This is a genomic window from Bacteroides sp. D20 (assembly GCF_003436255.1).
Taxonomy (GTDB): Bacteria; Bacteroidota; Bacteroidia; order Bacteroidales; family Bacteroidaceae; genus Bacteroides; species Bacteroides uniformis.
Genome location: NZ_QSOO01000015.1, coordinates 40,249 through 66,022, shown reverse-complemented (window position 1 = coordinate 66,022; position 25,774 = coordinate 40,249). Strand labels below are relative to the sequence as shown.

At 49.4% G+C, this 25,774-nt stretch carries 35 protein-coding genes; 22 read left to right on the top strand and 13 right to left on the bottom strand.

Annotation, left to right across the window (positions count from 1 at the left end; genetic code table 11):
* Positions 1 to 40: 40 nt before the first annotated feature.
* Together DXD78_RS15340 and DXD78_RS15335 are read right to left on the bottom strand one after the other, a co-directional pair.
* Entirely contained in the window at positions 41 to 229 is a 189-nt protein-coding gene (locus tag DXD78_RS15340) for a hypothetical protein (protein WP_226789690.1), read from the bottom strand.
* A gap of 8 nt (positions 230 to 237) precedes the next feature.
* The gene (locus DXD78_RS15335) at positions 238 to 594 is read right to left on the bottom strand and encodes a hypothetical protein (protein ID WP_032534345.1); all 357 of its coding nucleotides are present in this window, start codon (positions 592 to 594) and stop codon (positions 238 to 240) included.
* 269 nt (positions 595 to 863) lie between these two features.
* Between DXD78_RS15335 and DXD78_RS15330 the strand changes: the two genes are divergently transcribed.
* The 3 genes from DXD78_RS15330 to DXD78_RS15320 are packed head-to-tail and all read left to right on the top strand — an operon-like array spanning position 864 to position 3,375.
* Entirely contained in the window at positions 864 to 1,838 is a 975-nt protein-coding gene (locus DXD78_RS15330; protein WP_178285199.1) for a hypothetical protein, read from the top strand.
* On the top strand, positions 1,832 to 2,611 hold the full coding sequence (locus DXD78_RS15325) for a hypothetical protein (RefSeq protein ID WP_101602762.1): 780 nt from the start codon (positions 1,832 to 1,834) through the stop codon (positions 2,609 to 2,611). The genes DXD78_RS15330 and DXD78_RS15325 overlap by 7 nt, the downstream gene beginning before the upstream one ends.
* Complete coding sequence (locus DXD78_RS15320; RefSeq protein WP_101604277.1) at positions 2,611 to 3,375, top strand: metallophosphoesterase; 765 nt, start codon at positions 2,611 to 2,613, stop codon at positions 3,373 to 3,375. The genes DXD78_RS15325 and DXD78_RS15320 overlap by 1 nt, the downstream gene beginning before the upstream one ends.
* A gap of 98 nt (positions 3,376 to 3,473) precedes the next feature.
* On the opposite strand, the gene DXD78_RS15315 is transcribed toward DXD78_RS15320, so the two are convergent.
* The 10 genes from DXD78_RS15315 to DXD78_RS15270 form a co-directional block, all read right to left on the bottom strand.
* Entirely contained in the window at positions 3,474 to 3,965 is a 492-nt protein-coding gene (locus DXD78_RS15315) for a DNA N-6-adenine-methyltransferase (RefSeq protein WP_101602763.1), read from the bottom strand.
* A gap of 6 nt (positions 3,966 to 3,971) precedes the next feature.
* The gene (locus DXD78_RS15310) at positions 3,972 to 4,427 is read right to left on the bottom strand and encodes a hypothetical protein (RefSeq protein WP_032534349.1); all 456 of its coding nucleotides are present in this window, start codon (positions 4,425 to 4,427) and stop codon (positions 3,972 to 3,974) included.
* A 3-nt stretch (positions 4,428 to 4,430) separates the two neighbouring features.
* Positions 4,431 to 5,783 carry a DUF2586 family protein gene (locus tag DXD78_RS15305; protein ID WP_101602764.1) on the bottom strand — a complete coding sequence of 451 codons (1,353 nt, stop codon included), beginning with the start codon at positions 5,781 to 5,783 and terminating at the stop codon, positions 4,431 to 4,433.
* On the bottom strand, positions 5,783 to 6,118 hold the full coding sequence (locus tag DXD78_RS15300) for a hypothetical protein (protein WP_101602765.1): 336 nt from the start codon (positions 6,116 to 6,118) through the stop codon (positions 5,783 to 5,785). Before DXD78_RS15300 ends, DXD78_RS15305 begins: the two co-directional genes overlap by 1 nt.
* 77 nt (positions 6,119 to 6,195) lie before the next feature.
* On the bottom strand, positions 6,196 to 7,245 hold the full coding sequence (locus DXD78_RS15295; protein WP_101602766.1) for a hypothetical protein: 1,050 nt from the start codon (positions 7,243 to 7,245) through the stop codon (positions 6,196 to 6,198).
* 114 nt (positions 7,246 to 7,359) lie between these two features.
* Positions 7,360 to 8,598 carry an ATP-dependent Clp protease proteolytic subunit gene (locus DXD78_RS15290; RefSeq protein WP_101602767.1) on the bottom strand — a complete coding sequence of 413 codons (1,239 nt, stop codon included), beginning with the start codon at positions 8,596 to 8,598 and terminating at the stop codon, positions 7,360 to 7,362.
* A gap of 245 nt (positions 8,599 to 8,843) precedes the next feature.
* Entirely contained in the window at positions 8,844 to 9,584 is a 741-nt protein-coding gene (locus DXD78_RS15285) for a hypothetical protein (protein WP_101602768.1), read from the bottom strand.
* Positions 9,581 to 10,165, bottom strand: a complete 585-nt coding sequence (locus tag DXD78_RS15280; protein WP_101602769.1) for a hypothetical protein — start codon at positions 10,163 to 10,165, stop codon at positions 9,581 to 9,583. Before DXD78_RS15280 ends, DXD78_RS15285 begins: the two co-directional genes overlap by 4 nt.
* Positions 10,143 to 10,778 carry a phage minor head protein gene (locus tag DXD78_RS15275; RefSeq protein ID WP_101604278.1) on the bottom strand — a complete coding sequence of 212 codons (636 nt, stop codon included), beginning with the start codon at positions 10,776 to 10,778 and terminating at the stop codon, positions 10,143 to 10,145. Before DXD78_RS15275 ends, DXD78_RS15280 begins: the two co-directional genes overlap by 23 nt.
* Before the next feature lie 224 nt (positions 10,779 to 11,002).
* Positions 11,003 to 12,325: a DUF935 family protein gene (locus DXD78_RS15270; RefSeq protein ID WP_117652808.1), complete on the bottom strand. Its 1,323-nt coding sequence runs from the start codon at positions 12,323 to 12,325 to the stop codon at positions 11,003 to 11,005.
* A 287-nt stretch (positions 12,326 to 12,612) separates the two neighbouring features.
* Here DXD78_RS15270 and DXD78_RS15265 point away from each other — a divergent pair, with 287 nt between their 5' ends.
* The 6 genes from DXD78_RS15265 (at position 12,613) to DXD78_RS15240 (ending at position 15,815) form a co-directional block, all read left to right on the top strand.
* Positions 12,613 to 13,056, top strand: coding sequence for a hypothetical protein (locus tag DXD78_RS15265; protein ID WP_178285200.1), 444 nt, complete (start codon positions 12,613 to 12,615; stop codon positions 13,054 to 13,056).
* Positions 13,057 to 13,075: 19 nt separating this feature from the next.
* Positions 13,076 to 13,414: a hypothetical protein gene (locus tag DXD78_RS15260; RefSeq protein ID WP_032534423.1), complete on the top strand. Its 339-nt coding sequence runs from the start codon at positions 13,076 to 13,078 to the stop codon at positions 13,412 to 13,414.
* Positions 13,401 to 14,537, top strand: coding sequence for a phage antirepressor KilAC domain-containing protein (locus DXD78_RS15255; RefSeq protein WP_101604279.1), 1,137 nt, complete (start codon positions 13,401 to 13,403; stop codon positions 14,535 to 14,537). Before DXD78_RS15260 ends, DXD78_RS15255 begins: the two co-directional genes overlap by 14 nt.
* 2 nt (positions 14,538 to 14,539) lie before the next feature.
* Positions 14,540 to 14,977, top strand: a complete 438-nt coding sequence (locus tag DXD78_RS15250; RefSeq protein WP_101602771.1) for a hypothetical protein — start codon at positions 14,540 to 14,542, stop codon at positions 14,975 to 14,977.
* A 151-nt stretch (positions 14,978 to 15,128) separates the two neighbouring features.
* A complete protein-coding gene (locus DXD78_RS15245; protein WP_101604280.1) occupies positions 15,129 to 15,350 on the top strand; it encodes a hypothetical protein in 222 nt (73 codons plus the stop codon).
* 6 nt (positions 15,351 to 15,356) lie between these two features.
* The gene (locus DXD78_RS15240) at positions 15,357 to 15,815 is read left to right on the top strand and encodes a hypothetical protein (RefSeq protein ID WP_101602772.1); all 459 of its coding nucleotides are present in this window, start codon (positions 15,357 to 15,359) and stop codon (positions 15,813 to 15,815) included.
* A 427-nt stretch (positions 15,816 to 16,242) separates the two neighbouring features.
* Here DXD78_RS15240 and DXD78_RS15235 read toward each other — a convergent pair whose 3' ends face one another.
* Entirely contained in the window at positions 16,243 to 17,022 is a 780-nt protein-coding gene (locus DXD78_RS15235; RefSeq protein WP_101602773.1) for a hypothetical protein, read from the bottom strand.
* 1,880 nt (positions 17,023 to 18,902) lie between these two features.
* Between DXD78_RS15235 and DXD78_RS15220 the strand changes: the two genes are divergently transcribed.
* The 13 genes from DXD78_RS15220 to DXD78_RS15160 all read left to right on the top strand — a co-directional run bounded on the left by DXD78_RS15220 (position 18,903) and on the right by DXD78_RS15160 (position 25,773).
* Positions 18,903 to 19,628 carry a molecular chaperone DnaJ gene (locus DXD78_RS15220; protein ID WP_101602775.1) on the top strand — a complete coding sequence of 242 codons (726 nt, stop codon included), beginning with the start codon at positions 18,903 to 18,905 and terminating at the stop codon, positions 19,626 to 19,628.
* A 523-nt stretch (positions 19,629 to 20,151) separates the two neighbouring features.
* Positions 20,152 to 20,547, top strand: a complete 396-nt coding sequence (locus DXD78_RS15215; RefSeq protein WP_101602776.1) for a hypothetical protein — start codon at positions 20,152 to 20,154, stop codon at positions 20,545 to 20,547.
* 28 nt (positions 20,548 to 20,575) lie between these two features.
* Complete coding sequence (locus tag DXD78_RS15210) at positions 20,576 to 20,857, top strand: hypothetical protein (protein ID WP_032534365.1); 282 nt, start codon at positions 20,576 to 20,578, stop codon at positions 20,855 to 20,857.
* A gap of 101 nt (positions 20,858 to 20,958) precedes the next feature.
* Complete coding sequence (locus DXD78_RS15205) at positions 20,959 to 21,207, top strand: hypothetical protein (RefSeq protein ID WP_032534429.1); 249 nt, start codon at positions 20,959 to 20,961, stop codon at positions 21,205 to 21,207.
* Positions 21,204 to 21,731 carry a hypothetical protein gene (locus DXD78_RS15200; RefSeq protein WP_101602777.1) on the top strand — a complete coding sequence of 176 codons (528 nt, stop codon included), beginning with the start codon at positions 21,204 to 21,206 and terminating at the stop codon, positions 21,729 to 21,731. Before DXD78_RS15205 ends, DXD78_RS15200 begins: the two co-directional genes overlap by 4 nt.
* 35 nt (positions 21,732 to 21,766) lie before the next feature.
* Positions 21,767 to 22,864 (top strand): hypothetical protein, encoded by a 1,098-nt coding sequence (locus DXD78_RS15195; protein ID WP_101602778.1) that lies wholly within the window; start codon positions 21,767 to 21,769, stop codon positions 22,862 to 22,864.
* 12 nt (positions 22,865 to 22,876) lie between these two features.
* Positions 22,877 to 23,743, top strand: coding sequence for a hypothetical protein (locus DXD78_RS15190; RefSeq protein WP_101602779.1), 867 nt, complete (start codon positions 22,877 to 22,879; stop codon positions 23,741 to 23,743).
* Positions 23,744 to 23,763: 20 nt separating this feature from the next.
* A complete protein-coding gene (locus DXD78_RS15185; RefSeq protein ID WP_101602780.1) occupies positions 23,764 to 24,222 on the top strand; it encodes a hypothetical protein in 459 nt (152 codons plus the stop codon).
* Between the two features lie 15 nt (positions 24,223 to 24,237).
* On the top strand, positions 24,238 to 24,513 hold the full coding sequence (locus DXD78_RS15180; RefSeq protein WP_055205401.1) for a DUF3846 domain-containing protein: 276 nt from the start codon (positions 24,238 to 24,240) through the stop codon (positions 24,511 to 24,513).
* Positions 24,514 to 24,518: 5 nt separating this feature from the next.
* Complete coding sequence (locus DXD78_RS15175) at positions 24,519 to 24,998, top strand: hypothetical protein (RefSeq protein ID WP_101602781.1); 480 nt, start codon at positions 24,519 to 24,521, stop codon at positions 24,996 to 24,998.
* A 105-nt stretch (positions 24,999 to 25,103) separates the two neighbouring features.
* Positions 25,104 to 25,322, top strand: a complete 219-nt coding sequence (locus tag DXD78_RS15170) for a hypothetical protein (RefSeq protein WP_230372782.1) — start codon at positions 25,104 to 25,106, stop codon at positions 25,320 to 25,322.
* 13 nt (positions 25,323 to 25,335) lie between these two features.
* Positions 25,336 to 25,515 carry a hypothetical protein gene (locus DXD78_RS15165; RefSeq protein ID WP_032534373.1) on the top strand — a complete coding sequence of 60 codons (180 nt, stop codon included), beginning with the start codon at positions 25,336 to 25,338 and terminating at the stop codon, positions 25,513 to 25,515.
* Positions 25,516 to 25,527: 12 nt separating this feature from the next.
* Positions 25,528 to 25,773, top strand: a complete 246-nt coding sequence (locus DXD78_RS15160; RefSeq protein ID WP_057279729.1) for a hypothetical protein — start codon at positions 25,528 to 25,530, stop codon at positions 25,771 to 25,773.
* The last annotated feature ends 1 nt before the right edge of the window (position 25,774 follow it).

The following is a 25,774-nucleotide window of genomic DNA, read 5'->3' as shown; positions in this document are numbered from 1 at the left end:
AAGCGAAGCCGCCGTAACCCCGGAGGATTACAGCGGCCGTTCAGGGTATCCTCTCCGGCATGGAAACCGGCAACGGCATGCGGCTGGCAAGCATCTGCTCGTGCAGCCACAGCGCCTCTTCGGAGAGCATGGCGAACTCCTCGTCAGAGATCGTGTCAAGGTTGACGCCGGGGAAGTAGTGGCGGATATAGACAGTCCGCTGGCGGATACGCTGATCGTCCGTCACCACCCACCGGCCTATAAGTTTACCAGGAGACTCTGCCGCGTGGTGATAAGTTCGGAAAGTTGTCCCATAAGTCCGAAAAGGAAGAGTGACTCGTCATCCACAAGTTCCTTGTCGCCATCCACAAAACAGTCCCGGGCAAGTGTGCGCATGGCCATGACCTCGTCTTTTTTTGATGCGGCCATGAATTTGCTGAATTGTGGAAAGTTCGGTTCGGACATATAAGCCACATAAGTCTCTTTCTCGCCGTTGGACGTGTCTCCGAAGACCACCATCGGATAAATTTTACGGAGCTTCTTCTCTTCTTTCAATTTGAGAGCTTTTTCCTTGATTTTAGTTTCCTGTTCCAGTGAAAGCATTTTTTCGTCCATGTCGAATATTGTTTTGATTCATCGAAAGAGTAGGGCAAAGAACGGTGAAAAGATTATATGGGCATACATTTTATCCGGTATGGACCAAACATAGGGTTTTATTATCCATATATAATATGATGAAGCTACCGGCTGATCGTAACACTGCATTTCCGGGCAAGAGCCCGTTTAAAACAAATCTTCAGGAAATAAAAGCAGATAATACATTATATTTATTTGTAAAACAAGATATAATCACTATATTTGCACATTATCAAATACGAATGATTATGTGCAAATCAAATGATTATATACATAAAACAAGCCAATATATCAACGAAACGTTTGATTTGAAGGTTGATATTGCGCCCATTGGAAGAGAGGTCTTGAATATGTTCCCGGTCAATATAACCGCCGGATACCATTTTTATACGGCAAACCTGCTGGGCCGGGAAGTCTTTCTTTTATGCAGTACGGACAGTTCCGCATATACGCCGGGGCAAATACAGAGGCAGAAAGAACTGGTCGAGCGGAAGGTCCGGCATCCGGTAATATTTGTATTTGACATGATGGCGTCTTATAACATACAACGCCTTGTCAGACAACGCGTAAATTTCATTATACCGCCAAGACAGATGTTCATACCGGATTTACTGATTGACCTGAAACCTCAAAAGGCCCCCAAAGAGGAAAAAGGGACACAAATTCCGGCGATAGCCCAATGTGCCATCCTTTATCATCTGGAAGTAAATTCCCTTGCCGGCAAGGGTACTTATGAGATTGCAGACCTGTTTAAAGTCTCTTATGCCAATGCAAACCGGGCGGTCAGATGGTTGGAGGAAAAAGAAATCGTAACTTTGTCCGGGATTAAGACAAAGAGTCTGGAATTCAAATCCGCAAAACATGAACTATGGGACAGGGCGCTGCCGTTTTTGGCGAACCCCGTCGAACGGGTGGTGTATACGGATATCCGCCCGGATGACACTCTTTCCATAAGCGGCGTGAATGCCCTGTCGGAATATTCGATGCTCAACAGGGAAAGGAACGGCAGCTATGCGGTTTCGAAAGAAGAGTTCCGCAGGTTGCAGTTCCGGACAGACAAGGAATATGGAGAGAACCGTATTGAAATATGGCGTTACAATCCGAAACTGTTGCAGGACAATGGAATAGTGGACAAGCTGTCTTTATTCCTGTCCATGAAAGATATCGGGGACGAACGGATTCAAATAGAATTGGAGAACATGATAAATAATATACAATGGTAAGAGGTATAGAGAAATTCAAAGAATTTTTTGTAGGTTACGAAGACAACTATGTCATTATCGGAGGTACCGCCTGCGAAGTGCATGAGGAAATATATGCACAGAATCCGAGGGCGACCAAGGACATAGACATTATTCTGATAGTGGAAGCCCTGTCTTCAGATTTTGTCGCTAAATTTTGGGAGTTCGTAAAAGTCGCCGGATATGTGAGTCGGAACAAAGGAACGGGCGAAGGGGAACAGCGGCATGAATATTACAGGTTCAAGGAGCCCTCAGCCCCGGAATTCCCCTATCAGGTGGAACTTTTTTCCAGAAATCCCGGACTTGTCAATTTTCCGGAGGATGCCCATATCACACCGGTTCCGGTTGACGAGGACTTGTCAAGCCTGTCCGCCATTCTGATGGATGATGATTATTACAATTTTACAATTGCCCACAGCAGACTGGAATACGGGGTGCATATTGCCAATATTGAAAGCCTTATCTGTCTGAAATGCAAGGCTTATCTGGAAATGCTCGGACGAAAGGACAATGGAGAGCAGGTGGACAGCAGGCATATTGCCAAACATAAGAAAGATGTGTTCAGACTGGCTGCAATGCTTTCTCCGGCAGATATCCATACGGTACCCGACACTCTCAAGAAAGACATTGACGGATTCTGCGGGAGTGTTAAGGACGAACTGCCCAATGCGGACTTTTTCAAATCAGCCGGACTGAAAGACGTTACGGCGGAACAATTGTTGAAACAACTCAAGGATAATTTTACAACGCAATGATGAAAATTCAATATGCTTCCGACCTTCATCTTGAATTCAGGGAGAACAGTTGCCTCTTGAGGGACGATCCGTTGTCTGTTGCCGGAGAAGTGCTTGTGCTTGCCGGTGACATTGGATATATCGGTGACGAGAACTATTCCAGACATCCGTTTTGGGACTGGGCTTCCGAAAATTACAGGGAGGTCATAGTGATCCCCGGCAACCACGAGTTTTATAAAATGTTCGACATTGACAAACTGTATAACGGCTGGTCGCTCAAAATCAGGGAAAACATCACCTGCCACTACAACTCCGTTATTTCATTGGATGAAGATACCGACCTGATTGCTACCACACTCTGGTCCCATATTCCGTTGCAGGATGCCTATGCGACGGAAAGTGCCATCACCGATTTCCGCAGGATACGCCATGGCAGTGAGCCGTTGGACTATACAAGATTCAACGACGAGCATTCACGTTGTCTTCGTTTTTTAAAACAGGGCGTAATGCAGAGTACGGCCGGACATATCATTGTCGCCACGCACCATGTGCCGTCATTCGAGTTGATGGCTGCAGAATTCAGGGGAAGTCCGCTAAACGGGGCCTTTACTGTCGAGCTGGGGGACTTTATTGCAGACAGTCCGATTGAATACTGGATTTACGGTCATTCCCACCGTAATATAAACAAGGTTATCGGCCATACCCGATGTATCTGCAACCAATTGGGATATGTGTCCGGCAATGAGCACCTGTCCTTTGACAGGGAAGCGCATATTTCCATATAGCCCGGGCTTGTAACGTTCCTGATATACCAGACGGCCTGTCCGCCGGAATTACGTTTCCGACAGACAGGCCAATTTCAGCATACCCGACCAAGGAATGATCATAAAAATCGGGGAGCTACCAATTTCCCTTCGATACCGCACATTTTCAGGGCGGCGGTATTTTCCCTGTTAAAGGAGATCAGGCAGGATGGCGCCCCGGCAGTGCCTCCCTGCTCTCCGGTGACATGATAGAACCTGAGCCGCCCCCTGATGAAAAGTATTGTGTCCGCATAAGGGAATATCAGTTCATGAAACAGCCGGGTGTCCGTGCGGGCAAAAGTGAGCGCAATAGCATTCCGGTGCTCCACACATTTACGGATAAAGCGGACAATCAGCGGCGTGTCATAGGGCGGATTACAAAACACCCGCCCGAACCATGGCTGCCGTAACCCGTCATCCTCGACGGTGTAGTGATGCCTCGCCGTATCCCATGGACGGTTTACCGGTGAACACGGGTCCAAATCGAATTCTCCCAACCTGTCAAGCAAACAAGGAGGTGTAAGCCATTCATTTTTTCCGGTGGAAGATTTTCCTTCAAAGGTCACATTCATGACAAGTCAGATTGTATCGCCGTTACCTATCTGAATATCAAACGGATTCAAGTCGAACTCATGCGTGATGTTGGTATCATCCTGCTGCGACTCAAGACAGTCCTCCGTAAAGATACATCCTTTGAGTGTCACCGTTGTGGTCGTCCAGTCATCACTGGCCATGGGGTTGGCAAAGCTGATGATCAGGTCGAACTCACCGATTTCGAGCAACGAGCCATAGACTGAACGCAACAATTGTTGCGTGGCATAGTCCATTGTGATACTCGCCGTATAGGTAATGTTTCCGAATCCGCGGCTGACAGGTTTTCCACCCATGCCATAGTTACTTTCCACCTTACGTTTTTTCGACCATTTGATAGCGGACACACCTTCAAGGGTCGTGGATCCCTCGTCAATTCCCAGGGCGGTCGATGACAGGGTTATCATAGACCATGAATATGCCACATTATTAATTATTGCCATTTTCTATGATTTGTTTGCGGTTAATGAAAGTCCTTCCTCTACATAAATCTCCACAGCCACCCCGACAGGCACAAGGACATAGGAGATGCGGAGCGTATCGTCCACCAGTACATTCTGGTTCGGATCGATAGTGACAGCATATCCTGAAATTTCCTGTGCCGCCTGCATCTTGGCCAATATATCCCCGATGAGTGTTTTGAATGCGGTGATCTTCGACGGGGCAAGGAACCCGGTTGAAGGATTGACCATCAACGGGGAATTCACATATGGCAACAGTGCGGCACGCACGGCGCGGCGACTCTTGTTGATAGTACGGTTTCTTGCGATGGTGCGGAAATCACCCGTTGAGCAGGTCTGGTCCTTTGAAATATAAATACCGTTCTCACGGCCGGCGTACTTGATGGGGAAAATATAGCCCTTGTCATCAAGTTCGTCAAGCAGTGACGGGGACAACGACTCATACCGGTTCAGGCTGATAAAATGTTCCTCCGCCTCGTCAAGGCTGATATCACCGAACCCCAGCTCTATCTCCTGAAAATCATCCGTGAAGAGGTTGAACTGTTTGACCCATGCTATGGATTCATGGACGTTCGCCTTGGCAATGGCACCCATGACCGCGCCCAAGAATCCTACCGGTGTGTGATTCTTGTTGCGCATCTGCATCGTGGAGATCTTTTCGTGATGCGCCTGGCCGAATATACAGCTGATACGACTTGACTCACAGATACATGACGGTATTCTATTCAAGTCAATCTGACGCCCCTCAGTCGTGTCCGCCCCTGTATTGGATGGATTGGCGGAGAGTATGAGTGACAGGGGCTGGTTCTGTCCGGCAAGCCCTACAGCCACATCATTAAGTCCCTTTACCAGGTTGAGATTGTACTCTCCGGAAGTCCCGTTCGCTTTCCACAGCGGCTGTTCCGTCCAAATTCCCATCTGGTTGATCATGCCTCCGGCGGCACGCTGCATGATTTCGAGTGCGTCCCAGTTTGCAGAACAGTCAGCAAACATCACATAGAGTTTTCCTGAACCGTTCAGATTGCCTGACATCCGGAAAAACTCACGAATATGGTAGGCAGGAATACCATGCAGAAAATTGACGTTCATCTCCTCCTCGTCGGTAGCCTCCACACGCTCAACAATACCGAAATCCTTAACGGCGGACTTGAATGAGGTGATGTAGCATACATCCCCCGGTTTAAGCTTCGTTTCATTGGTTTTGCCATACCCTTCCGTAAAGAGTGTGGGTTGGAGGGAAATATCAAACAATAATCCCGTCACCTTCTCGTTGGAAGAACCGGTCTCGTAAGGGATATTGCCGTCCACATCCTTGATAAAGACATTGCCGAGTGCCATTATGGTTTTGTTTTAAGTTCGTTATAAAAAGGGTTTTTGTAAAGTACAGCCCCGCCTCTGACAGTTGCCGCCGTGTCCGGAGTGTAGGTTCCACCATGCCTGTCGATATACAGGGACGGATATGCAGGGAATTTTTCCAAAAGGGCCAGTATATACGGGTCTGCCGCCTCGTCCTCCGTATTCCCTGTATTCTCAGCCGGGACGGGCCGTTTGTCTTCAACCGTAGCGGATATTTTCTCGGACGTTTCCGGTATTGCTTCCGCCGGAAGTTCCGGTGCGGCAACCTTGTTGCCTTCTTTTTGAGGTTCCTCCTCCGTATTTATTTTTTTTGCCATAACAGTGGAATAAAAATGGGGAACGGGGCTCTGACCTCCGCTCCCCGGGTGGATATTGAAAAATGAAGAAAGGTGTGTTATTCGCTCTTTTTGTAGGCGGTATGCACCACGATCTCCGCGGGACGGACAATGTTCACGTCCATTTTCATGCGCATCTGGAAAAAGAACAGTTCGGAGTTGGCCTGCAACCGGTCAATTTTCAGAATATCCGTATCGTTGGCATAATCCACCCCCATCCAAAGATTGGAGTCCATCCCGGTGGAAAACTCGCCGAGCACCATCGTATGTTCGGGAATTCCCACGATCGGGATAATCCTCTTGCCTTTAAAGCGATAGCGGTTGACCTCGGTATTTTCGGAGTATTTGACCTGTTTGTCCGAGATATACTGGTCATACGCGTCCCAAGCATCCCATCCTACCACAAAGGCCAAGGATGTCTTCTTGCGGATTTGTTTGGGACATTTTTTCCACATCGCATAAAGAGCCGCTTCCACCGCCGCACCGTCCGTCAACTCGGTCGTTCCCGAAACGATACACTGTCCGCCGGCAACTACCTGCGTGTCCGTAGAGTTTACATTGTCGAGGATGCGTTTGACAACACCATCAAAATACTTCTCCTTGTTGGCACCAATTTTCGTACAGCCTTCCGGTGCGGTGATTTTTGCCACCGTATCTCCGCCACGTGCGGAGGTCCATATGGCATTACCGATGTATTCGTTTTTTTTGTCCATGAGCAAGCGAAGCATCGTGGCTTGGATTTTCGGGTCAAGTTCCCGGAATACAAGACTGCCCTCCGGTTGTGCGAAACGCCAGTACTTTTCATAGTCCCTGGGATTGAATTCAAGGTAAACCATAAAATCGGAGGGCTCAAGATACCGTTCGGTGAACTGGTACTCGTTCGAGCCGTCATCCCCTTTGGAACCGTGAATGGGCTGTGGGGTCGGCACATTGTCCTGAATGATATTGCCCAGCTTGATGGCAGGGAGTGTATAACGGTGCTGGATGCCCGTCTTGATATGGATCAGTCCTTCACGAACCGTATCATTACCCTGCACGGTATAGGTCAGCAGGTCCTCAAGAACCTCGCCGCTATATCCATTTTGAAGAAAATTTACTGTATCGGCCATTGTCGTTTTAAGTTTTTCCGTTGAAATGTGAAACTCGGCCGACTGGCGGATACTTGTGTTTCCGCGCGAGGCCTGCGGCCTCCGGCATGTCAATTAAGATCGGATGTCTGCCTGTCAGAGTTTGCGGAACTTGAAATCCGCACCGACTACCTCGGCCACCTTCTCGGCCATCATCTGCTCGGCCGTCTTGGTCGCCTCCGCCGTGGCCTGGATGTTGGCCGGGTCATTGGCGATTTCTTTGGAGATGATCTCACGCGCGGGGATGGAAGCCAGTGTTTTTTCCGCCAACTCGAAGTTGGCCTCCGCCATCTCCACCCATTGCGCTTTTGCCTCACGGTCAATCTTGCCTTCGCCAATGGCGTTCTCCACCAGCGTTTCGATGCGGGATGTCCTCTCGTCCTTCTCCTTTTGTTCGTAAGTGGAGAGACGTGCCGTAGCAGCGGACAGATCCTTCTGCAAGTTCCGGATTGCAGCATCCTTACCGGCTATGACCGTTTGTGCGTCACTCAGGGCTTTCTGCACCTCTTTGTATTTAGGTTCCATCGCTGCCAGTTCGGAGATACGGGCCATCACGTCCTTGACTTCTCCGTCCTTCATGCCCAGCGAGGCGGCAATCGCCCCGTACTCAAAACCTTGTGTCTTGTTTTCGTTTGCCATATCGTTTTCTGTTTCTGTAAGAGTAGGAAAAATATCCTCAAAAGGTTTATTCCCCTCACTGACGCGGTCCATCAACTCCTGAATGGCCGCCGTGTCCGCCAGTCCGGCAATCTCGTCATGTACTTTGCGACAGAGCTGCTTCGATGTACGAATAATGTTCTCTGATGGAATGATGCCCGCTTTTACGGCAGCCTGCGCATCAAAATAAGTCCCGTCCTTGCCGGCCTGCCCGTCCATAATGGCGCGCACATGCTCCTTGGTCAAACCGAACCTTTTCCGATAAATCGTTTCTATCTGCCTGGTGAAAGCCAACAGCATGTCCGAAGGCTCTTCCCCGTCATTGTCCGGCAGTATAGGATTATGGATCATTAAAATGGCGTAGTCCCGCATAAGGGAACGTTTGCCCGCAGCCCAGATAATGGAAGCCATTGACGCCGCCACGCCCTCGATGACACATTCTGTGTCCACTTTGGCATTGGCGATGGTGGAATAAGTGGACATGCCGTAAAGGACACTGCCACCTTCCGAATTGATTAACACGCGGATACAGGATGGACGGATAATATTTTCAAGAAAGTCGAACTCGTCATTGAACCGGGAGGTGGTTTCTTCCGTTACGCGGCCGAAGAAACGGATAACGGCAGGTTCACCCGTTTTTGCTTCACCCACCACATATTGCAATTCTTCTGTACTCATGTTTTTCTTTTTATGGAAGAGTAGGCGTTAGACAAGATTATGGGTTAAAAACAGTTCCGGACGGGCTGTCCACCTGCACGCCACGCAACTTTAAGATCATTTTACAAGACATTTGGATATGGTAGCGGGACTTACTTCCCGGAATAATGACATTTAATCGAAAAATGACCATGCATTGTTTGAACGGACGAAGCGCCGGACCACCCTTTCAGATACCCATGCCGTGAATGTGCAAGGCCCCACCATCAAATGCCGGAAATCTCATCCTTGTTTCCGCCATGTACGCCTGTTTCCACCGCCTGACTGAATCCTGTCGCCTTATCATAGCCCGGTTCAGGGTGATAGCCGTGCCCGCCGCCGTCATGCTGCGGCGCATCGCCATGCTGCGTGAAAGGCGGCATGACCAGATAGCGCTTTACCCAGTCCCTGTATTTCCATGCGGAAGACTCCCGGAACCATACCTCATAGTCCACCCAATACGCCTGGAGCATATTAGTGGTGGTCGGCATGTCAAAATAGGTCAGGTTACACCGTTCGTTAAGGGCGGGTTCCCTGTTCTTGGCATCCTGAATGGCCACGTTCAGCCTCTGGAATACGATGAATGACTCGCATTCCCTATCCTCGTCCCCGTTGTTGAGCGTATTAAGAATGAAGCGTACACGCATGGTGGCGCGCCCCTCGCCGATTCTCTGCTGTTGCACCAGGTACCTCACGTTGACGAAATGGATAAAGACGGCCGGAAAAACGGTCTCATATTCCGTGTTTTCCCCACGTACGATACGGGCGAACTGTCCGTTGTCAATGGCTATGGTCTTGAAAAAGGGAGGTGAGAGCGGATCGTCCGGGTCCTCTTTTATGGTCTGTATGGCCCGCTTCACCGCCTGATACATGTTCACAAACGGATTTTCGGACACTTCTTCCGGCAGGCTTTCCTGCACGGGAGCCGGTTGATGCGGTTGTCCTACGGAATGCTTGTCCTTTATCATACGCCCGGGAATCCTTTAAAAATCATATCCATAAAATTATCAGCGATGTAATCCTCTATCTTCGGGGAGAAACCTATGAACTGGCGGTGTACGGGACGCCGTGAAGAATGCTGGTTTACGGTGTACAGACCAAATTTCGGGTCGGTATTGTGTACGGCGGCATAGTGCCCGTAGCGGTTCTTGCTGCGTCCCCGTTTGCCCTTAATCGGAATGCTCTTCTCGGTAGTCCATATTGAGTAGCGGGCCCCTTTACGGAATATCCGGCTGCCGTCGCTGCGCCGCCCCCTGATATCGGTCCTGTCCGCTTCTCCCTTGATACCTGCGGCAAGAGCTCCCGTGTCATTCATGACCGGATGTGTAAACTTCCGCCCCCAACGGGAGGTACGTGGCGTCCATGTGCCGCCGCAGAAACCTCCCGAGGGAAAGGAGGCAAGAAACTGCTGCCGGCTGTACTGTCCGGCCTCGGTGGCAAAATCAAACGTGTTACCCGCCAGACGGCTGGGCAGGAACGGATCCCAGCCTCCCTTTCCCCTTTCCCTCACCCAATGGGTGCAAAATTCATCGAGTGTTATCTTTTGCATGAAATTTTTCTTTTATCCGTTTTACAATTTTGGTCATGTGCTCCGGCAGCGGCATGTCGAAATAGCGGTGTGCCCTGGAAAAAATGCGTCCACCCGTGGCCAGACTCTCCCGGAAGACAGGATCGATCCTCTTCCTGTAATTTTCCGGAACGGGCAGTGCAGCCCGTACCGCGGCGAACCCGTCCGCTACCAGAAAACAACGGCATCCCCACTCAATGGGCGGTATCAACTCCGGCGGGAATTCCGATTTGCGGTACGAGAGCCCCTCGAGGGACAGATGCCACGCCCGCACCCGTTCGTCTCCCTGCGTCATATAGGTCAGCACCGTGTCCGTATCCACCGTGAGCCACCATGCCGCCATCGAAGCGGCGAAAAGCACCTGGCTGTTCTCTCTCTCCGCATAAATAAAGTTATACCGGCGGCATATCTCCCCGTATGTCTCCATATCCCGTTCATCCACTGTCTCAGGCATATCCTTGAACATCGCATACTCTTCGGCCGCCGCAAAATCAACCAGGTTGTCTATGGCAGCGATGAGAATGTCACGCTGCAGCCTCTCTCTCTCCGTCGTAAAGCTATTATGGTTTCTCAGAATCTCCAATGCACGGTCCAGGTCAATACGTAAACCTGTCAACGCTTTGTCTATCAGGAAAGAAGCACGCAAAGTGATGATGTCCTCCATAATATCGAGACGTTCGGCACTGTTTTCATAGTGGAGAATGAACCTGCGGAATGCCTCAAATATGACACGGTACTCCTTTTCCGTACCGGATTCCTGAAAAGCGGACGCCCTGACGGCTCCATATGGAACACCGTTTGGGAACGGAAGCCGGGCCATCACTCCGTTCCCCGCAAAAAATTTTCAACCTTACTCCCCCGGGGATGCCCGTAACGTCGGAAATACTCTTCGTCTGACATGATACCGCGGTCGTTATGGCCGGGAATGTACCGGCCGCCATCCGCTTCAAGCCCCATAACCGGGATGGCATTAAGCTGCTTGCCCACATTGATTCCGAACTCCTTCTCGATTTCGTCAGCCGCAACCTCGTATTTTTCTGTAATGAGCGAATAGAGCCTGATACGGTCCTCGTTATTCATCTCTATCCGGTTTGAATACCTGAATTCCAGTCCTGCAGGAATATATCCGATGGCTACCAGCCGGGGGATTATCTCCTCATTCATGACATTCTCGATATATCTGCGGTAAACCTCGATACGGTCACGGAAAATATCCTGATGCGCCTTTGTAGAACCCACATACGACTGCATCCCTCCGGCCATGGACTCGGAACCGAGCACAAGGTTGGCAACCTCCTTGTTGACAAAGTCAATCAGTCCGGTATATATCTTTTCCGAATTGGACATGGTGAAGGTCTTGATGTCCACCTCATCCTCGATGCCGGTGACCACGACCTTGTTCTGCGCCGCATTGGCTATTTCACCGGCCAGCCGTTTGCGGTCGGCATTGCTCTCACTGACCGTCTTTCCATGAATGATCGGTTGTCCGTAGGTGTGGGAGAAGTTAACATAATTGGCCACCGTGAACTTTTTGGCGAGTATCAATGGCGTTGTGGCAGAAAAAAGCCCAAGGTCACCCGAGGTTACCAGCACATAACAACGGCGGTAGGCCGGATTGCGCAAATCCCAATGCGGCTCCCATAGACCCTGCCTTTTCAGTACAACTCTCTGGTCCGACAATACATTGCGCCGTTCGATGATGTTGACTTCCGCCAACCTGCCTGTTCCGGAATCAACATACGGCATGATTTCGAGTAAAGTATACCCGTAAAGCTTGGCTTCCACGATACCCTTGATTATCTTGTCAAATTGCGAGCCCTGTATCTTTTGCGAGTTCACCACGTCTTTGGTATATTTCCCTTTCCCGTTCACATGCGCAAGCATATAACGGTCGCCGAGTATCTGGCTCTCCAAAGTTTCAACCACCGACCGTATATGCGCATCCTGCTGCAGGCAGGCCTCGTACAGGTCAATGAGCCTGGCACGGTCATCAAGGATGTATCCTGAACTTATATCCTGGCGGCATGAACGGTAGCGGTTGTTGCGTTCGATTTCGCGGACATACTCCTGAATGGTTTTCTTGGAAGTCCTGAATATGCTCTCCAAAAGCTCCCCGTTGAATGAATTGTCCGATGTCACCATATTTTTTTTGCTTTTTTACCTAAAGAGTAGAGAGCAGGCGGGAGAGAAGTTTTGTACAAAAAAAAGTATATGAAAAACAGGCTTCTTAATGCTTGATTTGCAAAACGAAATAATACAACCAAATATATAGATATTTCGATTTGAATTTTCTGTAAATCGCTTATTATCAACGATAATCAATTAAATAAAAACGAAAAATCAGTCTTGTTTTTTGTGATATTTCACCGTAAAAAGATATATATTTGCACAATGTTAAATACAAATTTGAAAACAATGGAAAAAAGAACATGAAAGAAGAAAAGATTCCCTGCCGGACAGTCCGGTACAGGGAATTCCCCGATTTGCTTTTTGGAACGTCACAGGAGGACGGACCGGTCTATTTCGACGCAACACATTTTATCCGGGCCCGAGGAGACGCACACCGGCACAACGTCCGTGACTTCCGCGCCTCTTTCCATCATTGGATAACAGCGCTGACGGATGTTTACGGAATAGACAAGGAAAACATGGTTATCCGTGACGAGGCGTCGGGACATCTGTTAATTGATGAATGTCTGGCTCTATTATTTGTCGTTTACATCGATCCTGCATTCGGTGCCTACCTTCTGGAGCGCATGTCCGAATTGCTGTCCGGTGGATTTACCGTTTCAGACACTTGGCTGGTACAGACTGCCGGCCTTAGATTTACAAAGGAGGAATTAACGCAAATATTAGGACAACATGAGACGTAGTACATTTAAACGGCCAAAAATGGTGCTCATTTTCAACGGGGCACAGGTTCTTGTCGCCATTACGCGCTCGCTACATAGTGCGGCGGAACTGACAAAAGGCAACTTGCAGGCCATTTCATTTTGTTGCACGGGCAAGTACGTATGCAGCGGCGGGCTCTATTTCAGACATCTGCATCCGGATGTCGAGATCGAACTGTCCGACCTTGGCACGCTGATGCTGAAGGATTATGATGCCCTTTGCGGTGAGAAACGTACATACTATCCGGTGCGCAAAATGGCCCACAAGCGGGCCTTGCTTGAGAATAAACATAAATCTGACAACAAAAAGAAAGGAGGAAATGATTATGAGAGAGAATAGGAACATTCCGTTTCGGGACTGGAACATACGGGTTTCCCGAAACCACAGCGGCCATCTGCACATCTGTGCCATGGACGTATGTAACATACTTAAACGGAGCGAGCTGCTTGAAGACGGGGCCATCGCCCGTATCTGCCCGACGGCATTGAGGATCAGTTTCCGGAAGAACGGACGGGAGCAGTGGAGTTTCCGGCCCATCGATATGCGCAGGCTTTTGCGGACGGTGCGCAAGGAGACTATTATACCCCGCGACATGCTTGACGAGCTGGAGGCATGGGGCAACCAGCTTCTGGAACTGGAGTCTGATGATCTGCACTCCGCGGTCCAGAATGACACAATCCTTCATTTCATGGAAGGGTTTCCTGTCACATTCCGGCGCATCGGTGACAAGCTGATGGTCAACGCCACACAGATTACGATGCATTTCGGGAAGATTCCATCCGAGTGGCTCCGCATTGCCTCTACAGATATGCTCCGCAGGGAGATGGCGGGTAACGGACGTACCGGAAAGTATGAGTCGCAAATCTTCACCACGCGTGGACGTGGACATGGGGCGACCTGGCTGGAATCCCCCCTTATCATACCGTTGGTCCGGTGGGTCACACCGGAAGACCTGTCCCTGGCGGAATGGTGTGGTGAAGCTATCGAAAAGCTGTCCATGAAACGCCCGACGACCGCCATTCGTGAACATCCGAAGCCGGCGCCCCCCAATATGCCTTGCCTGGATTGTCCCATGCCGCAAGATATGGAGGCGGCAAAGGAACTGATCCGGGAACTACGGAAAGTGGTGCGCGACTCCATGCCCAAAATTGTCTTCTACGAGGAGTTCATCGAGAACAGGGACTGGTTCAAGAGCACACGTATCGCCGACGAGCTCGGTATCTCCCCGCGACAGCTGCATCAGTTTCTTGCCGAGGAAGGAATCTGCAAGTACGAAAAACGGCAGTGGGTGGTCTTCCCCTCCTGCCGGGCATGGCAATGTGATGTCCCCTACACATGGGAAAACAGCCGGGGAAAGGTATATACCTTCGGTTCGACAAAACGTTGGACGCAGGCCGGCCGTGAATGTATCATAGAGTTATGGCGGAAAAAGAATCCGGAATACCATTTACCGGGCGCATAACGATGGAGACAGCATTACAGCGGATAATCCGCAAGACAGGAAGGCGTCCGGTGGAATGCCGCTGTCCGCTATGCAGGCGGCAATGCCACACCCCGTGCCTTGGTACGCCGGAAGATATCCTGCGGCTACTGAAAGCCGGATATAAGGAGAGGCTGGCACCCACCGGATGGGCTGTGGGATTGTTGCATGGAAAAGTTCCGGGCATTGTACCAATGGTACAGGCCAGGCAGGAAGCCGGAAGATGTACATTTTTCCGGGACGGCTTATGCGGGCTGCACTCCATCGGACTCAAACCTACGGAAGGAAGACTGTCATATCACACCATCACAAAGGAGAACCTGAAATTCAGCAAATCGCTCTCCTGGAACGTGGCCAGGGAGTGGCTGGACGAACGGAATGCCGGTACGATACGGGAGATCTGCCGGCTGATGGAGAAATAGTCGGGAGACGGCTCCGTGAATGAGGCTAAAATATAACCCGTTAATTCCTCCGTGCCGATTTCATGGCCGTCTCTTATTAATTCATATCAATTGAAAACAATTTGCACCAGTCATGGCTATCCTTACCATGAAACCAAATAAAAGCAATGATATGGAATTAAAAAGCAGAATGACCGTCGAGGAGATGGCGGCACACCTGACGGAACATACCGGCAAGTTCGCCAACCGGGTTTCCGTGGGACGTTATGCCAGGAAACTGGGTTACTCCGTGTATAAACCGATGCGAAATGGCAAAATATGCCACTTCTATGTCAATCCCGCAATAAGGGATGATGAAGCGGGAAATTCACAAACGGACGTTTCCGGGAAATAGCGCGCCATGAAAGAAAATAATGAAAAAAAAGCGGCCGTGATACCGTTTCTGAAATGCTTCAGCGGACTGGTGGGAGCATTTCCACCGGAAGAGGTCATATTCATGATGTACATGGCGGACCGCACACGTCTGCGGGAGAAGGGATATGACACTTTGCGTAGCAAACGGTATCATATGGAGAGCATGGAGATCGGTTCGCGCCTTTTTGATAAATGCGTGAAGAAGGCAACATGCATGGGGCTGCTTAAACGGGTGCCGCTTGGCGGAATGTATGATTATCTCTGGGACATGCATGCTTATGACAGGCTCGTGAGAATACTGGCGGAACTGAAAACATCCTTTTGTGTCAAGGCATTCTGCCGGCAGGTGTTTGATGTGGAAAAAAGAACAGTGATGTCCGTCTCCGACAAGGAGGTTTACCACTGGAAGGAGAACGGGCAAAAGCACGGAACATGTCCGCCCTGAAAAGAGGCACATGGAAGAATAACAGACGGTATCATTGCATGCCGTCTGTTTTTTTATATCCGTAGCCATATGCGACAAACAACAGATGTCTAAATTGAAACAAAATATGGCGCCAGGGGGAGAAGCCCCGGACGCCCCGTTTTTTTTACCTTGAAGATGATACAAATGTACCGGATAACTGAGACGAGGGGTGTTACAAATGTAGCAACAATACTATAAGTAGTATCATACAAGAAGAAGATGGTAGATGTACTTTTTTCTTTGGAGCAAAGAAAAAAGATACCAAAAAAGAAACAGATAGATAGCAGACGGCATCGCCGTCTGTTTTTGTTTTTATAAGGGAAAGAGCAAAAAAAAGAAAGGCCACTTCCCCTTCAGATTCCTAAAAGAGAGAACGATAGAATAATATTCTCCCCCTATTGTCGTGTTATCGCCTGACATCCTTGCCCCGGTTCAGCTTGACGATGGAGCGCACACAGTCACACACCAGTTCGGCATCCTTATGCTCCCTGAAATAGTTTCCGCATTCCAGGCGCTTTCTGTCTGACGGCCGGCTGCTGTCCCTGCATTCACAGATTTCCAGGACATCATTCAGGTAATAGTATTTTCCTCCACGATTGATATGTATTTCCAGCGGTTCAAGGCGTTTCAGCCGTCCGTTCCATACAATCCCTTCCCGGTGCAGCGCATCGGCAAACCGGCTGCGGGCACTGGTTCCTATCGGGGTAATCTGCCAATTCTCCGCAACGCCGATTTCCTCATGCAGTGAATGACGCAGGGTGCCGTCCTCCTCCATCAGGCAATACAACACAAGATTCCCTTTCCTGTCAATCTCCTTGAACGCCCCCAATATGACATGCTCGTCCAAAAGGCTCACTTTCACCTGCTGCCCGTCTTTGGGTATGTACATCGATTCCGACAATGCGCCTTTGCGCCTGTCCCATACCAGATGCCGTTTGTTCAACAGACGCTGTAACGCAATCTTCTGTTCCGTATCCGCCTCCCGGCAATCTTTCAAGGGCATTACGACATCGTCCGTAAGAAGTTGTTTGTCCGCAGTCACCCTGACCGGGACTGAAATACACTCGCCGGAAACATCACCCACAAGTCCCGTCTCCAATGTTGCCTCATTGAACACGGCCAGCCCCTTGCTTATGGAGAGTTCGCCCGGAATATTCCTGATATCCTTTCTACGATATGGTTTCATTATTCATCCTTTTCTTCGCTTCCTTCCTGTAACATTCAAAAGCCATGTTTCATACACAAGAGAAACATTATGGCAAATATACACATTATTCAGCAAAAAGACAGGCGTTTAAACACCAATTCTCAGGATTCTTATACAAAATCACAAAAAACATACAAAAAAGTCAAGAATCATACACATGCATTTCCATATATATTCTATATGGTTAATAAATAGACTATTACAGCGTAATCCCTACCGATGAAAATTCCATTTGAACATGCTGTTTTACAGAATCCAACAAGCCGTTTCTTACCGGTACAATCAAGAATATATACCAAGAGCCGGATACTTTGGCACTATATATTTATGCCCACATTTCCGATGTTCCCCAAAACCGGCCTTACCCGCAAGAAACGAAAATCTTCTGAAAGTCTGTATATCCATGAAAACCGGAAGTATGTGTATCTGTGGCTTGGGAATGTCTTATAAATGCCGGAATAACAGTTATGATTGTATTTAAAACCGCTGTAAGTCCATGTCCCCGTTATTATATATTTTTTGACGTCCGCTTACAATTTTATGGCAGGACCCCATATTGGATCGTTTTAAAAAACGGGATTTGGAAAAATGCCCCGAGGATAGAAATCGAATCCGCACCTTGGAGTACACCCACCCGGTTCTTTTTAAAATTGTTACTATATTAATTTACAATAAGTTACTTGTTTTACTTTTATATAAAGTAAACATAAAACAGACTTTGTTATTATTATTAGTTACAAAATGAAAGCAATATATATTTTTTCATTCTGTTTTTATCTAATTTGGATATTTATTCAGACCTATACCATTGATAATTAAATATATAGTAAAACTTTCATTTTAATATACATATAGAAACGGGCTTTTTTCGTTTTTTGCAATGAAAAATTTTTTTTTCGCAAAAGCTATTATTTTATATATTGTTGATATTCAATGAATTAATAATTCTCTTCGCGCGTATGCGTACCATATTCGCAAAAGGGGTGTTTTTGAAACAATCTAAAAAAAATTCTCAAAAAGTTTTGCAGTTCTGAAAAACAGTTTTATAATAGTCATGTACTCGAAAGCCAAACAAACGGCAAACAAGTACGGAGAAAAAAAGAAAAAAAATAGATAACTAAAAAACAGATTTAAAAAACAGAAAAACAAAGACCGCCAAGAGCGAGAAACAAAAAGCCCTTTTTGTGGGAAACCTATTTTTGAGGCTTGGAAAATCAAAAATTCGCTTGTTCGCTTTGGAGCGATTAAATAGGGTGTTAAATAACCACACCGAGCAGGACTACAAACCAATGTAGCAAGTTGGAACGGCTAAAAACGTGTTTTTAGACCGCATACACAAAGCACGCAAATTTGGGAGTGCAAGTTGTATGAAAAAGGACGTGTAAGAATAATGCCATAATTGCGCCCAGTGCGCTCGGAATAAAATGCACGATAGCGGTAAAAACTATCCGTATAGGGGACGCCGGTAAATGTATATGCCAATGCTATGCGCAATACCCGGCTCGGCAAAACGCCTAAATGCCTCACCTTAAAGTTATCTGCCGGATTGGAAAAGATCCGGGACGTGCCAAAGAAACGTCTTGTCGAAATTGGAGTAAGCGAGCGTTTGCCATGATGCGAAGTTACAGGTATTTGTCATTTAACATTGCAAATATAGTATTTTTTTGCGAGCAAACTATAGGGCACGTTAAGAAAGTTGCGGAAATGAATTAAAACCCGCGCATGTAGGGTGAAATACATGGGCGGGTTATGGGCACGTGGCAATGGCTGCCACATTTCGCAGCAATGTGAGATTTCCGGTTCGATTCCGGAAGTGCTCGCAATACGCACTTTTGCGTAGTAACTAATACTTTATCATTATGGCAACAAGCAGATTAAATTCAGAACAGTTTGTAAATTTGGTGAACGGGTTGAAAGGCGTGATCCTTGTGTACAAAAGTACAGACCGTGACGGCAATGAAAAAGAAACCGCCCAACAGTTCTTCGGTGCGGATTATGAACCGAAAGACAAGACGCAGGATGAAATTTTCCGTGTGTGGAAAAATGTGGTGATGACTTTCTGGGCTGTCAAAGCCGAAGAAATCAAATTGCGTGAGGCGAACGACGGCATCCGCTCGAAACTCCGTGCCACAACTCCGTGTGCCGTCATCTTCCGCACCCAAAAGGGTGAAACGGTGAAACGCTTCGACTTGGAAGAGTCCGTATGGGCAAAAATCGGTCTTGTACCGACCAAAAAGGACTTTGAACGTACGGCACGTGACTACAAGAAAGCTATCCACGCCGCCGCAAAAGCGTCCTTTGATGCGCTTGGTTTCCGTGTGGCGCTGCCAAGAGAAGCGGAACAACCGGTACCACAACCTGCCGAAATCCCGGCAGCAGTGACCGTAGAAACGACTGCCGGAACCGTGGCGGAACAGGCGGGCGCCAAAAGCAAGGGCAAAGGCAGAAACAAAGCAACCGAACAACCGGCTGCCGGACAGTCCCAAGAACAGCCTGCTGAAGTAACCGCTGAAACAACCGCCGGAGCTGTTTCCGAACAGGCGGCAGGACAACAACCTGCCACTGATATGAAAACTGCCGCCTGATTCATTGGAATTTCCGGTGAATTGCAGGTAACATGCCCGCATTGTATGGCAGTGTGCCGACTTTGCGGGCTTTTTCCGTCCAACTGTCTACATATCACTGTATGCCAATGGTATATCCTGCAACAAAGTGGTTTGTGAGAGTAAAGATGTTGCTATTTGCCGTATCACCGCCATTGTTATACAGCGTGGCACATCCGGGCAAACACTTGCGGTCAAAATGCCGCCATCAGCATAACTCCCGTTTTACAGGGAGATGCCGGATTAAATTCACGGGTGCTTCAGGTCTTGGCTGAAAACGGGTTCGATTCCCGTACACCCACACTTCCAATTTAACTTCCACAATTTACTTCTTTGCGTCGTGAGATGCCGTTCCCACCCCCGACATAACACGGTTGACGTAGTGCAGCAGGGCTGCCTTCAAATCACCCTTCACTGGGTGAGCTACGTCCCGCTGTTATCCCCAGTTTGGAACGTGAGGTAAAAGGAAACACCGAAAAACAGATAACTTATAATATATTTCAACATGGTAGAGATATTTTCCACAGACCGTACCATGAGTCTGGGCTGCTTTGTAAATTTCAAGGCTGCCAAAGGTACACTCAGCGGGCTTGCCGATGCCGGGATACTCAGCGAAAAACCGGCTGTCATGGTGTGCAGCTACAAGAATGACGAACCGCAACAGGAATATGTCGCAACTTATTCCGGCGGGAAATGGCATACGCCACGGATACCCAAAGTTCCCCATGCCGTCGAAAACAGGACAAAAAGACGCCACAGGAAACGTTTGCGCAAAGAATACCCGACTCCGGAACACTGCTTCCGTGAAGGGTTTCCTGACTGGATGAACAGGTCATACCCGGTGCCATATGCCGACAATCTCAGAAGTTGCAACCGGAAATGCCGGATACATGCGGTATAATGCAATAATCAAAACAAGACATAATCACATGAGAACATTAGCAGATGTAAAAAGAAAAATGGAACTCGGTTCCAACTGGCACTGCGTCAGGCTGTCCGGAGGCAACGAGGATATGGGCGTACGTGAGGTCGGCAAAGTACAGGGCAATGCCGTGGCTTTCCTCAGCGGTGGGAAACTCTCGTGGCTCTGGTGGCCAAAAGCAAAGGACGTGCAGGTACAAGGCAACTCGTTTACCATATTCCGAAACGGGAAGCCGGCACTTCGGTACACCCTTGTGGAACAGGCGCCACAGACAGTCAGTACAAAATAATATGAATTAATAACAACCATGGGGGCGGAATGCCCCTATGCTTTTACAAACAGGAGAAAAAAAAGAATGGCAAAAATAACGGAAAAACAAATAGGAGAACCATGGGAACAAACAACTTGTCCACCCACCGGCGTGGTGTGATCCTGCGCGGTATCTGCGGCGGAGCCGCATTGAAAGACAAGTCACCGCAGATTTCAGAAGACAATACCGTCATAACCTGTGGTGCGGAACTCAGTATCTGGGATATCTGTGCCATATCGAGCGATGCCGAAGCCTTCGGGCTGCAGGTCAAGTTCGGTTATGACGGACATACGAGAATCACTTTTACCCCTAAAGAACAACCGGAATGAAATCATATTACTACATGGACTGCCTGCACCGTGAAATCTTCCTTGAAGAGGAGGATATTCAGGCCGTGCCGGAATCAGGCAGGGCGGACGAAGCCTGTTCCGCCATTGCCGGGAAGCCGTATGTCGTGGAGCAGTTCATGGCGGACTCTTTCCGGACCCTCAAAGACGCGGCCAGCCATCTGTGCGATTCCCCCGATGTTAAAAGCCGCCACGACGCTCTGATGTATATCGTGTGGACGGCGGCACTGGACATAAGGGAACGGCGGACCCTGCGCCATGGCGAAGCCGCCGTCAAGGTAACCCGTGAAGACGGTTTCGTGTGGCTGCTTGTACCGGCGGAAAATGCCCGGAAGCTATGGGAGGCGGATGTCTTTGCCCTGTACAGGCTTTATGCCGATGATTCGGAATCCCTGATCGAAAGCGAGGCGGATTTGGAATCGACCATCGAGGGCGGATACCAGATAGGTATCGAGGTGGGGTTCGCCTCCGTAATGGGCCATGCTGCCCGGATAAAGCAACAATAAAAATCGGAAACAATCAAATAATCAAGAAGAAAGGTATGGAAACAACATTGTTGACAAAGGAAAATGCCCACCGTGTGACCATGGTGCGGCGTGTGGATGCCCCGGAAAGCGAGCCGGTGGCGTTTCTTTTCAGGGGAAAGAGATACGGGTATTGCAGCTATTCCCACCTTGTCGGGAATCCGGGCGGGGAAGAAATCCTCGCCCCGGCGAATTTCAAGGACTGGGAGGTTGTGGAAGTGGCGCATCCGGGTTATCTGGAAGAATACTTCCGCCGGGCGTGCGACTCCTATAACCTCACCTCGTTCTCACCCGAAGAGCGGGGCGAAACGGACATCGCCTCGCACGAAAAGGAACTGCACGAGGATTTGCAGTCTATGCCCGAACAGCAGCGGGAACGTTACATGGAAAACTACAAACGCTATTTCTCGGCAATGATTGCCGCCAACAGCCGCTGTGCCAGCGCGATGATCACGGGACCTGCGAGATTCAACACCGCCCGTAACGAAAAGGCCTGCAACAGCCACAACAAGAGCGTTACGGCATTCAGAGAGTGGCGCGAACGTGCCCTCGAAGCGATACGCAAGGCCCTCGAAGCCGCCAAGCCCGAAGAACAGCGTGCCGAAGAGGAATGGCAGAGGGTCAAGGCTGATATCGACGACACGGCCGCCACCATCCGTGGCATTGATACGGGCACATCACGCGGTTATAGCCGCTCCCTTTTCGTCAGCAATCTTGCCGGACGGCTCTCCACATATGCCAACCATGGCAATGTCGAAATAATCGACCGTGCCGTCGCCCGCCTCCGCGAGTGGAACGGCAAGGGCGGGAAACCCGTCGTCACGGAGCGTCATTCCATCTTCAAATACCCCGAGATCGCCCGCAAGGTGCGGGAGAAACAGCAGGAACAGGCCGGTCGTGAGAACCGTGAAATACTGTTTGACGGCGGCAGACTGGTATGGAATTACGAGGAGAACCGACTGCAGATACTTTTCGACGGGAAACCGGACGAGCAGACCCGGACACTGTTGAAAAAGACCGCATTCAAATGGGCGCCGAGCCACCAGGCATGGCAGCGGCAACTGACACTGGCGGCAGAATCCGCCGCACGGCACGTATTGCGTATCGACTTCTAACATACCGGCATCATGAAATACATCATAGATTCACGTTATTTCGACGGGACATGCCTCACGTCGATGTCCGATGACATGCACAGCGACTACGGCGGCGAGACGCTGGAAGCACTACGCGAAAGGGAGAAGAACCCGCATCTGGTCGCCGTATCACCGGGACGCATGACACAGCTTGTGAAACGTTATACCCGGGCACTATGCAAGCCCTTCCGTGAAATTACGGAGGAACGCTACTACGACCTGTGGGAATGCCTGCCTCCGGCACGCTGGAAAAACGGTTATTTCTTCGTTGGAGAACCTTATTACGGTGACCTGTATCCGTTCTGCTTCCGCTCGCAGGAGCGGTTCTTCATGGCGGAACGTTCCATACGTCTTTCCGACGGGGAACTCTCCCGCCAGATCAGGGAACATGCGGAGAGGCTGAACCGCCGTCCCGCCCTCGTTAAGGGCACGCCGGAGGTACGCTACATGGCATGGTATCGGTCGGACGTGGCCTATATCCCGTACTCGTTCATACTGGACGGGAAAAAACGGTTCTTCCGGAATCTCGCCACACGGACGGGGGTTGAATTCTACGATCGCAGTAATCGGAATGAACTGGCGGCATTGCTCCGGAACCTGCGCGGGAACGATTATGAATACTGCGCTTTCTACTCCCAAAAGAAGGACCTCTTCGAGTTCTTCGACTGGCTGCGGCAGAACAAATACACGCTGGAAGTCCAGGGCGACTTGTTCGACTTCGCTCCGGACCGTTCCTATGTGGACTTTCACGGCAACGTGCGTGAGTATTCGGCCGTGTTCCATTACCGCATCTATTCACGCGAGCTTTTCAGCCATATCATTAACCAGCTACGCACCGTGAAACGGTATCACGCGTGACATAAAAGGAGGGAAACACGATGAAAATCTCAAATGAACCTACCCCATACCTTTTGCTCAAGGCAGGAACTTACAGTGCATGGGATTGCTGCGACTTTGCAATCGTGTACCTGTCAAAAGAGTGGAAACAGACACAGTCCGGCAGGCTGGAAGCCGTCAAGCCATTCAAGGATGACATCAGTTTCCAGTCTTTAAACTTTTATGACATATCGGTTGGTTTTTACCAGCCGGACGAGGACGGGATACTGGGCAGCGAGGACTTGCCGGAAGACAATAGCTGGTGCTTCGTGGAACTTACCGAAACGGAACTGGAAAGGTTGGTTCCGCCGGACAATGTGCTGGACAGCCATATCTTGGCGGTATTTGCAAACGGGGAAGCCAGATACCGGGCGTACGGCAAACATACCGACGAGCGATTCTGGACTGAAAAATTCCCTTTGCAACAGATTTTGGATATACTGGCGAGTCATGAATCTTAAAATTTCAAAGCAGCCATGACAGAAATCATCAAAACGGACGGAACACGCCAACCCGTGCAGCCTGCCAATGGCTCGGACTTCACGCTGAAGGAGATGCAGGCGATTGTCGGCGGCTACATCGAACTGGTGGAACTGGACGGGAACACGACAATGGTCGTCAACGAGGAAGGCAAACTTATCCCTCTGTCCCTCAATCTTGAAGCGAGCAGGATATTCCGTGCTCATCACCCGGCGTCGAAAGACTTCATCGTCGGGGACGTACTTGTGTGCAACAACAATCAAATCAGATAAAAATTATGGATAAAGAAAAAGCAAAAGCGCTCAGCGAAATTCTCGCGCGCTACAAAGAATTACAAGAGAACGACAGTGTAAACCTGATCGAATTTCATACCGCTGACGGGAAGAAACACGGTATCGGCAATGCCGCTGCCATCAAGCTCCTGCTTTCAGTGGCCGTCATCGAACTGGAACGCCAGCTTCGGGCTGCACAGTTCGGTGATATTCCGGAAAGCCTGGAGAACAGCCGCGAGTACAAGGCGGCCAAACAGCTGGAATACGCCATGAACGATTTGGGATTCAAGTCCGAACGTTTCGCCCAGGCGCTTCCTTATTTCCACAAGACACTGGAACAGACATTCTTCAGAACTGTAAAAGCCGGTATTCTCGCCATGGCGGAGCGTGACCCGCGCCGTATCGACGGGCGCAACGAGGCTTCTTACGAAATGTGCCGGATGCTGGCCCCCATGTTACAGGATACCAGACTTCCATTCATCTAAAAGGACATGTTCATAGACGAGAGGACACAGAACCGGATCCATGCCATCCCCGGCGAGAGCATTTCCCATAGCACGATGCGTACGCAAGACCTGATCCCGGTGTTCATGGATGTTATCCGTGACACACCGGAGTACGTGCAGGTGATGGATGCCGTCCCCGCCCATGCCATGGAAGACAAGGATGCTGAATGGTGGAACAGCGATGACGCGGCCGGATTGCTGGAATCGCTGTTCGACACGCTTGACAGCTGCTCCCCGGAGGATTACTATTTCGGCGCCCACCCCGGTAACGGCTCCGATTACGGATTTTGGAAAATGGACTAATGAATGCCGGAACATGATACGGATTAAAAAAGACAAGTGGCATGGCATCCTCAAAGACGGGATTTGTATCGGGCAAATCTATCTTGCCCGTGCCGAAAGCAGGAAATTGAGATACTGGGCAATCTCTTGCGTGAGTGGAATCGGTTTCAACACTTTCAATGAAGCCCGCAGTTATGCCAAAAATTTCCTTTAATAAAAGAACCGCATGATAAATTGGATACAACAGATGCTTTTGTGCCGTAAAAAGACGGACAAAGGCAGAATGACACTCGGGAAGGTGCAGGAAGAGTATGGCGGGAACGATGTATGCATGGGAGAACTCCTTGATGCCCTTCCCGCCGACGGACTTTCCATAGAGGAAGCGTTCGGGCTGGCTATCGCCGCCAAGAAATGGGCGGACGGAGACCGTTTCTACCGAAGTATCAACGATGGAGAACCGGAAGAATTGTAAA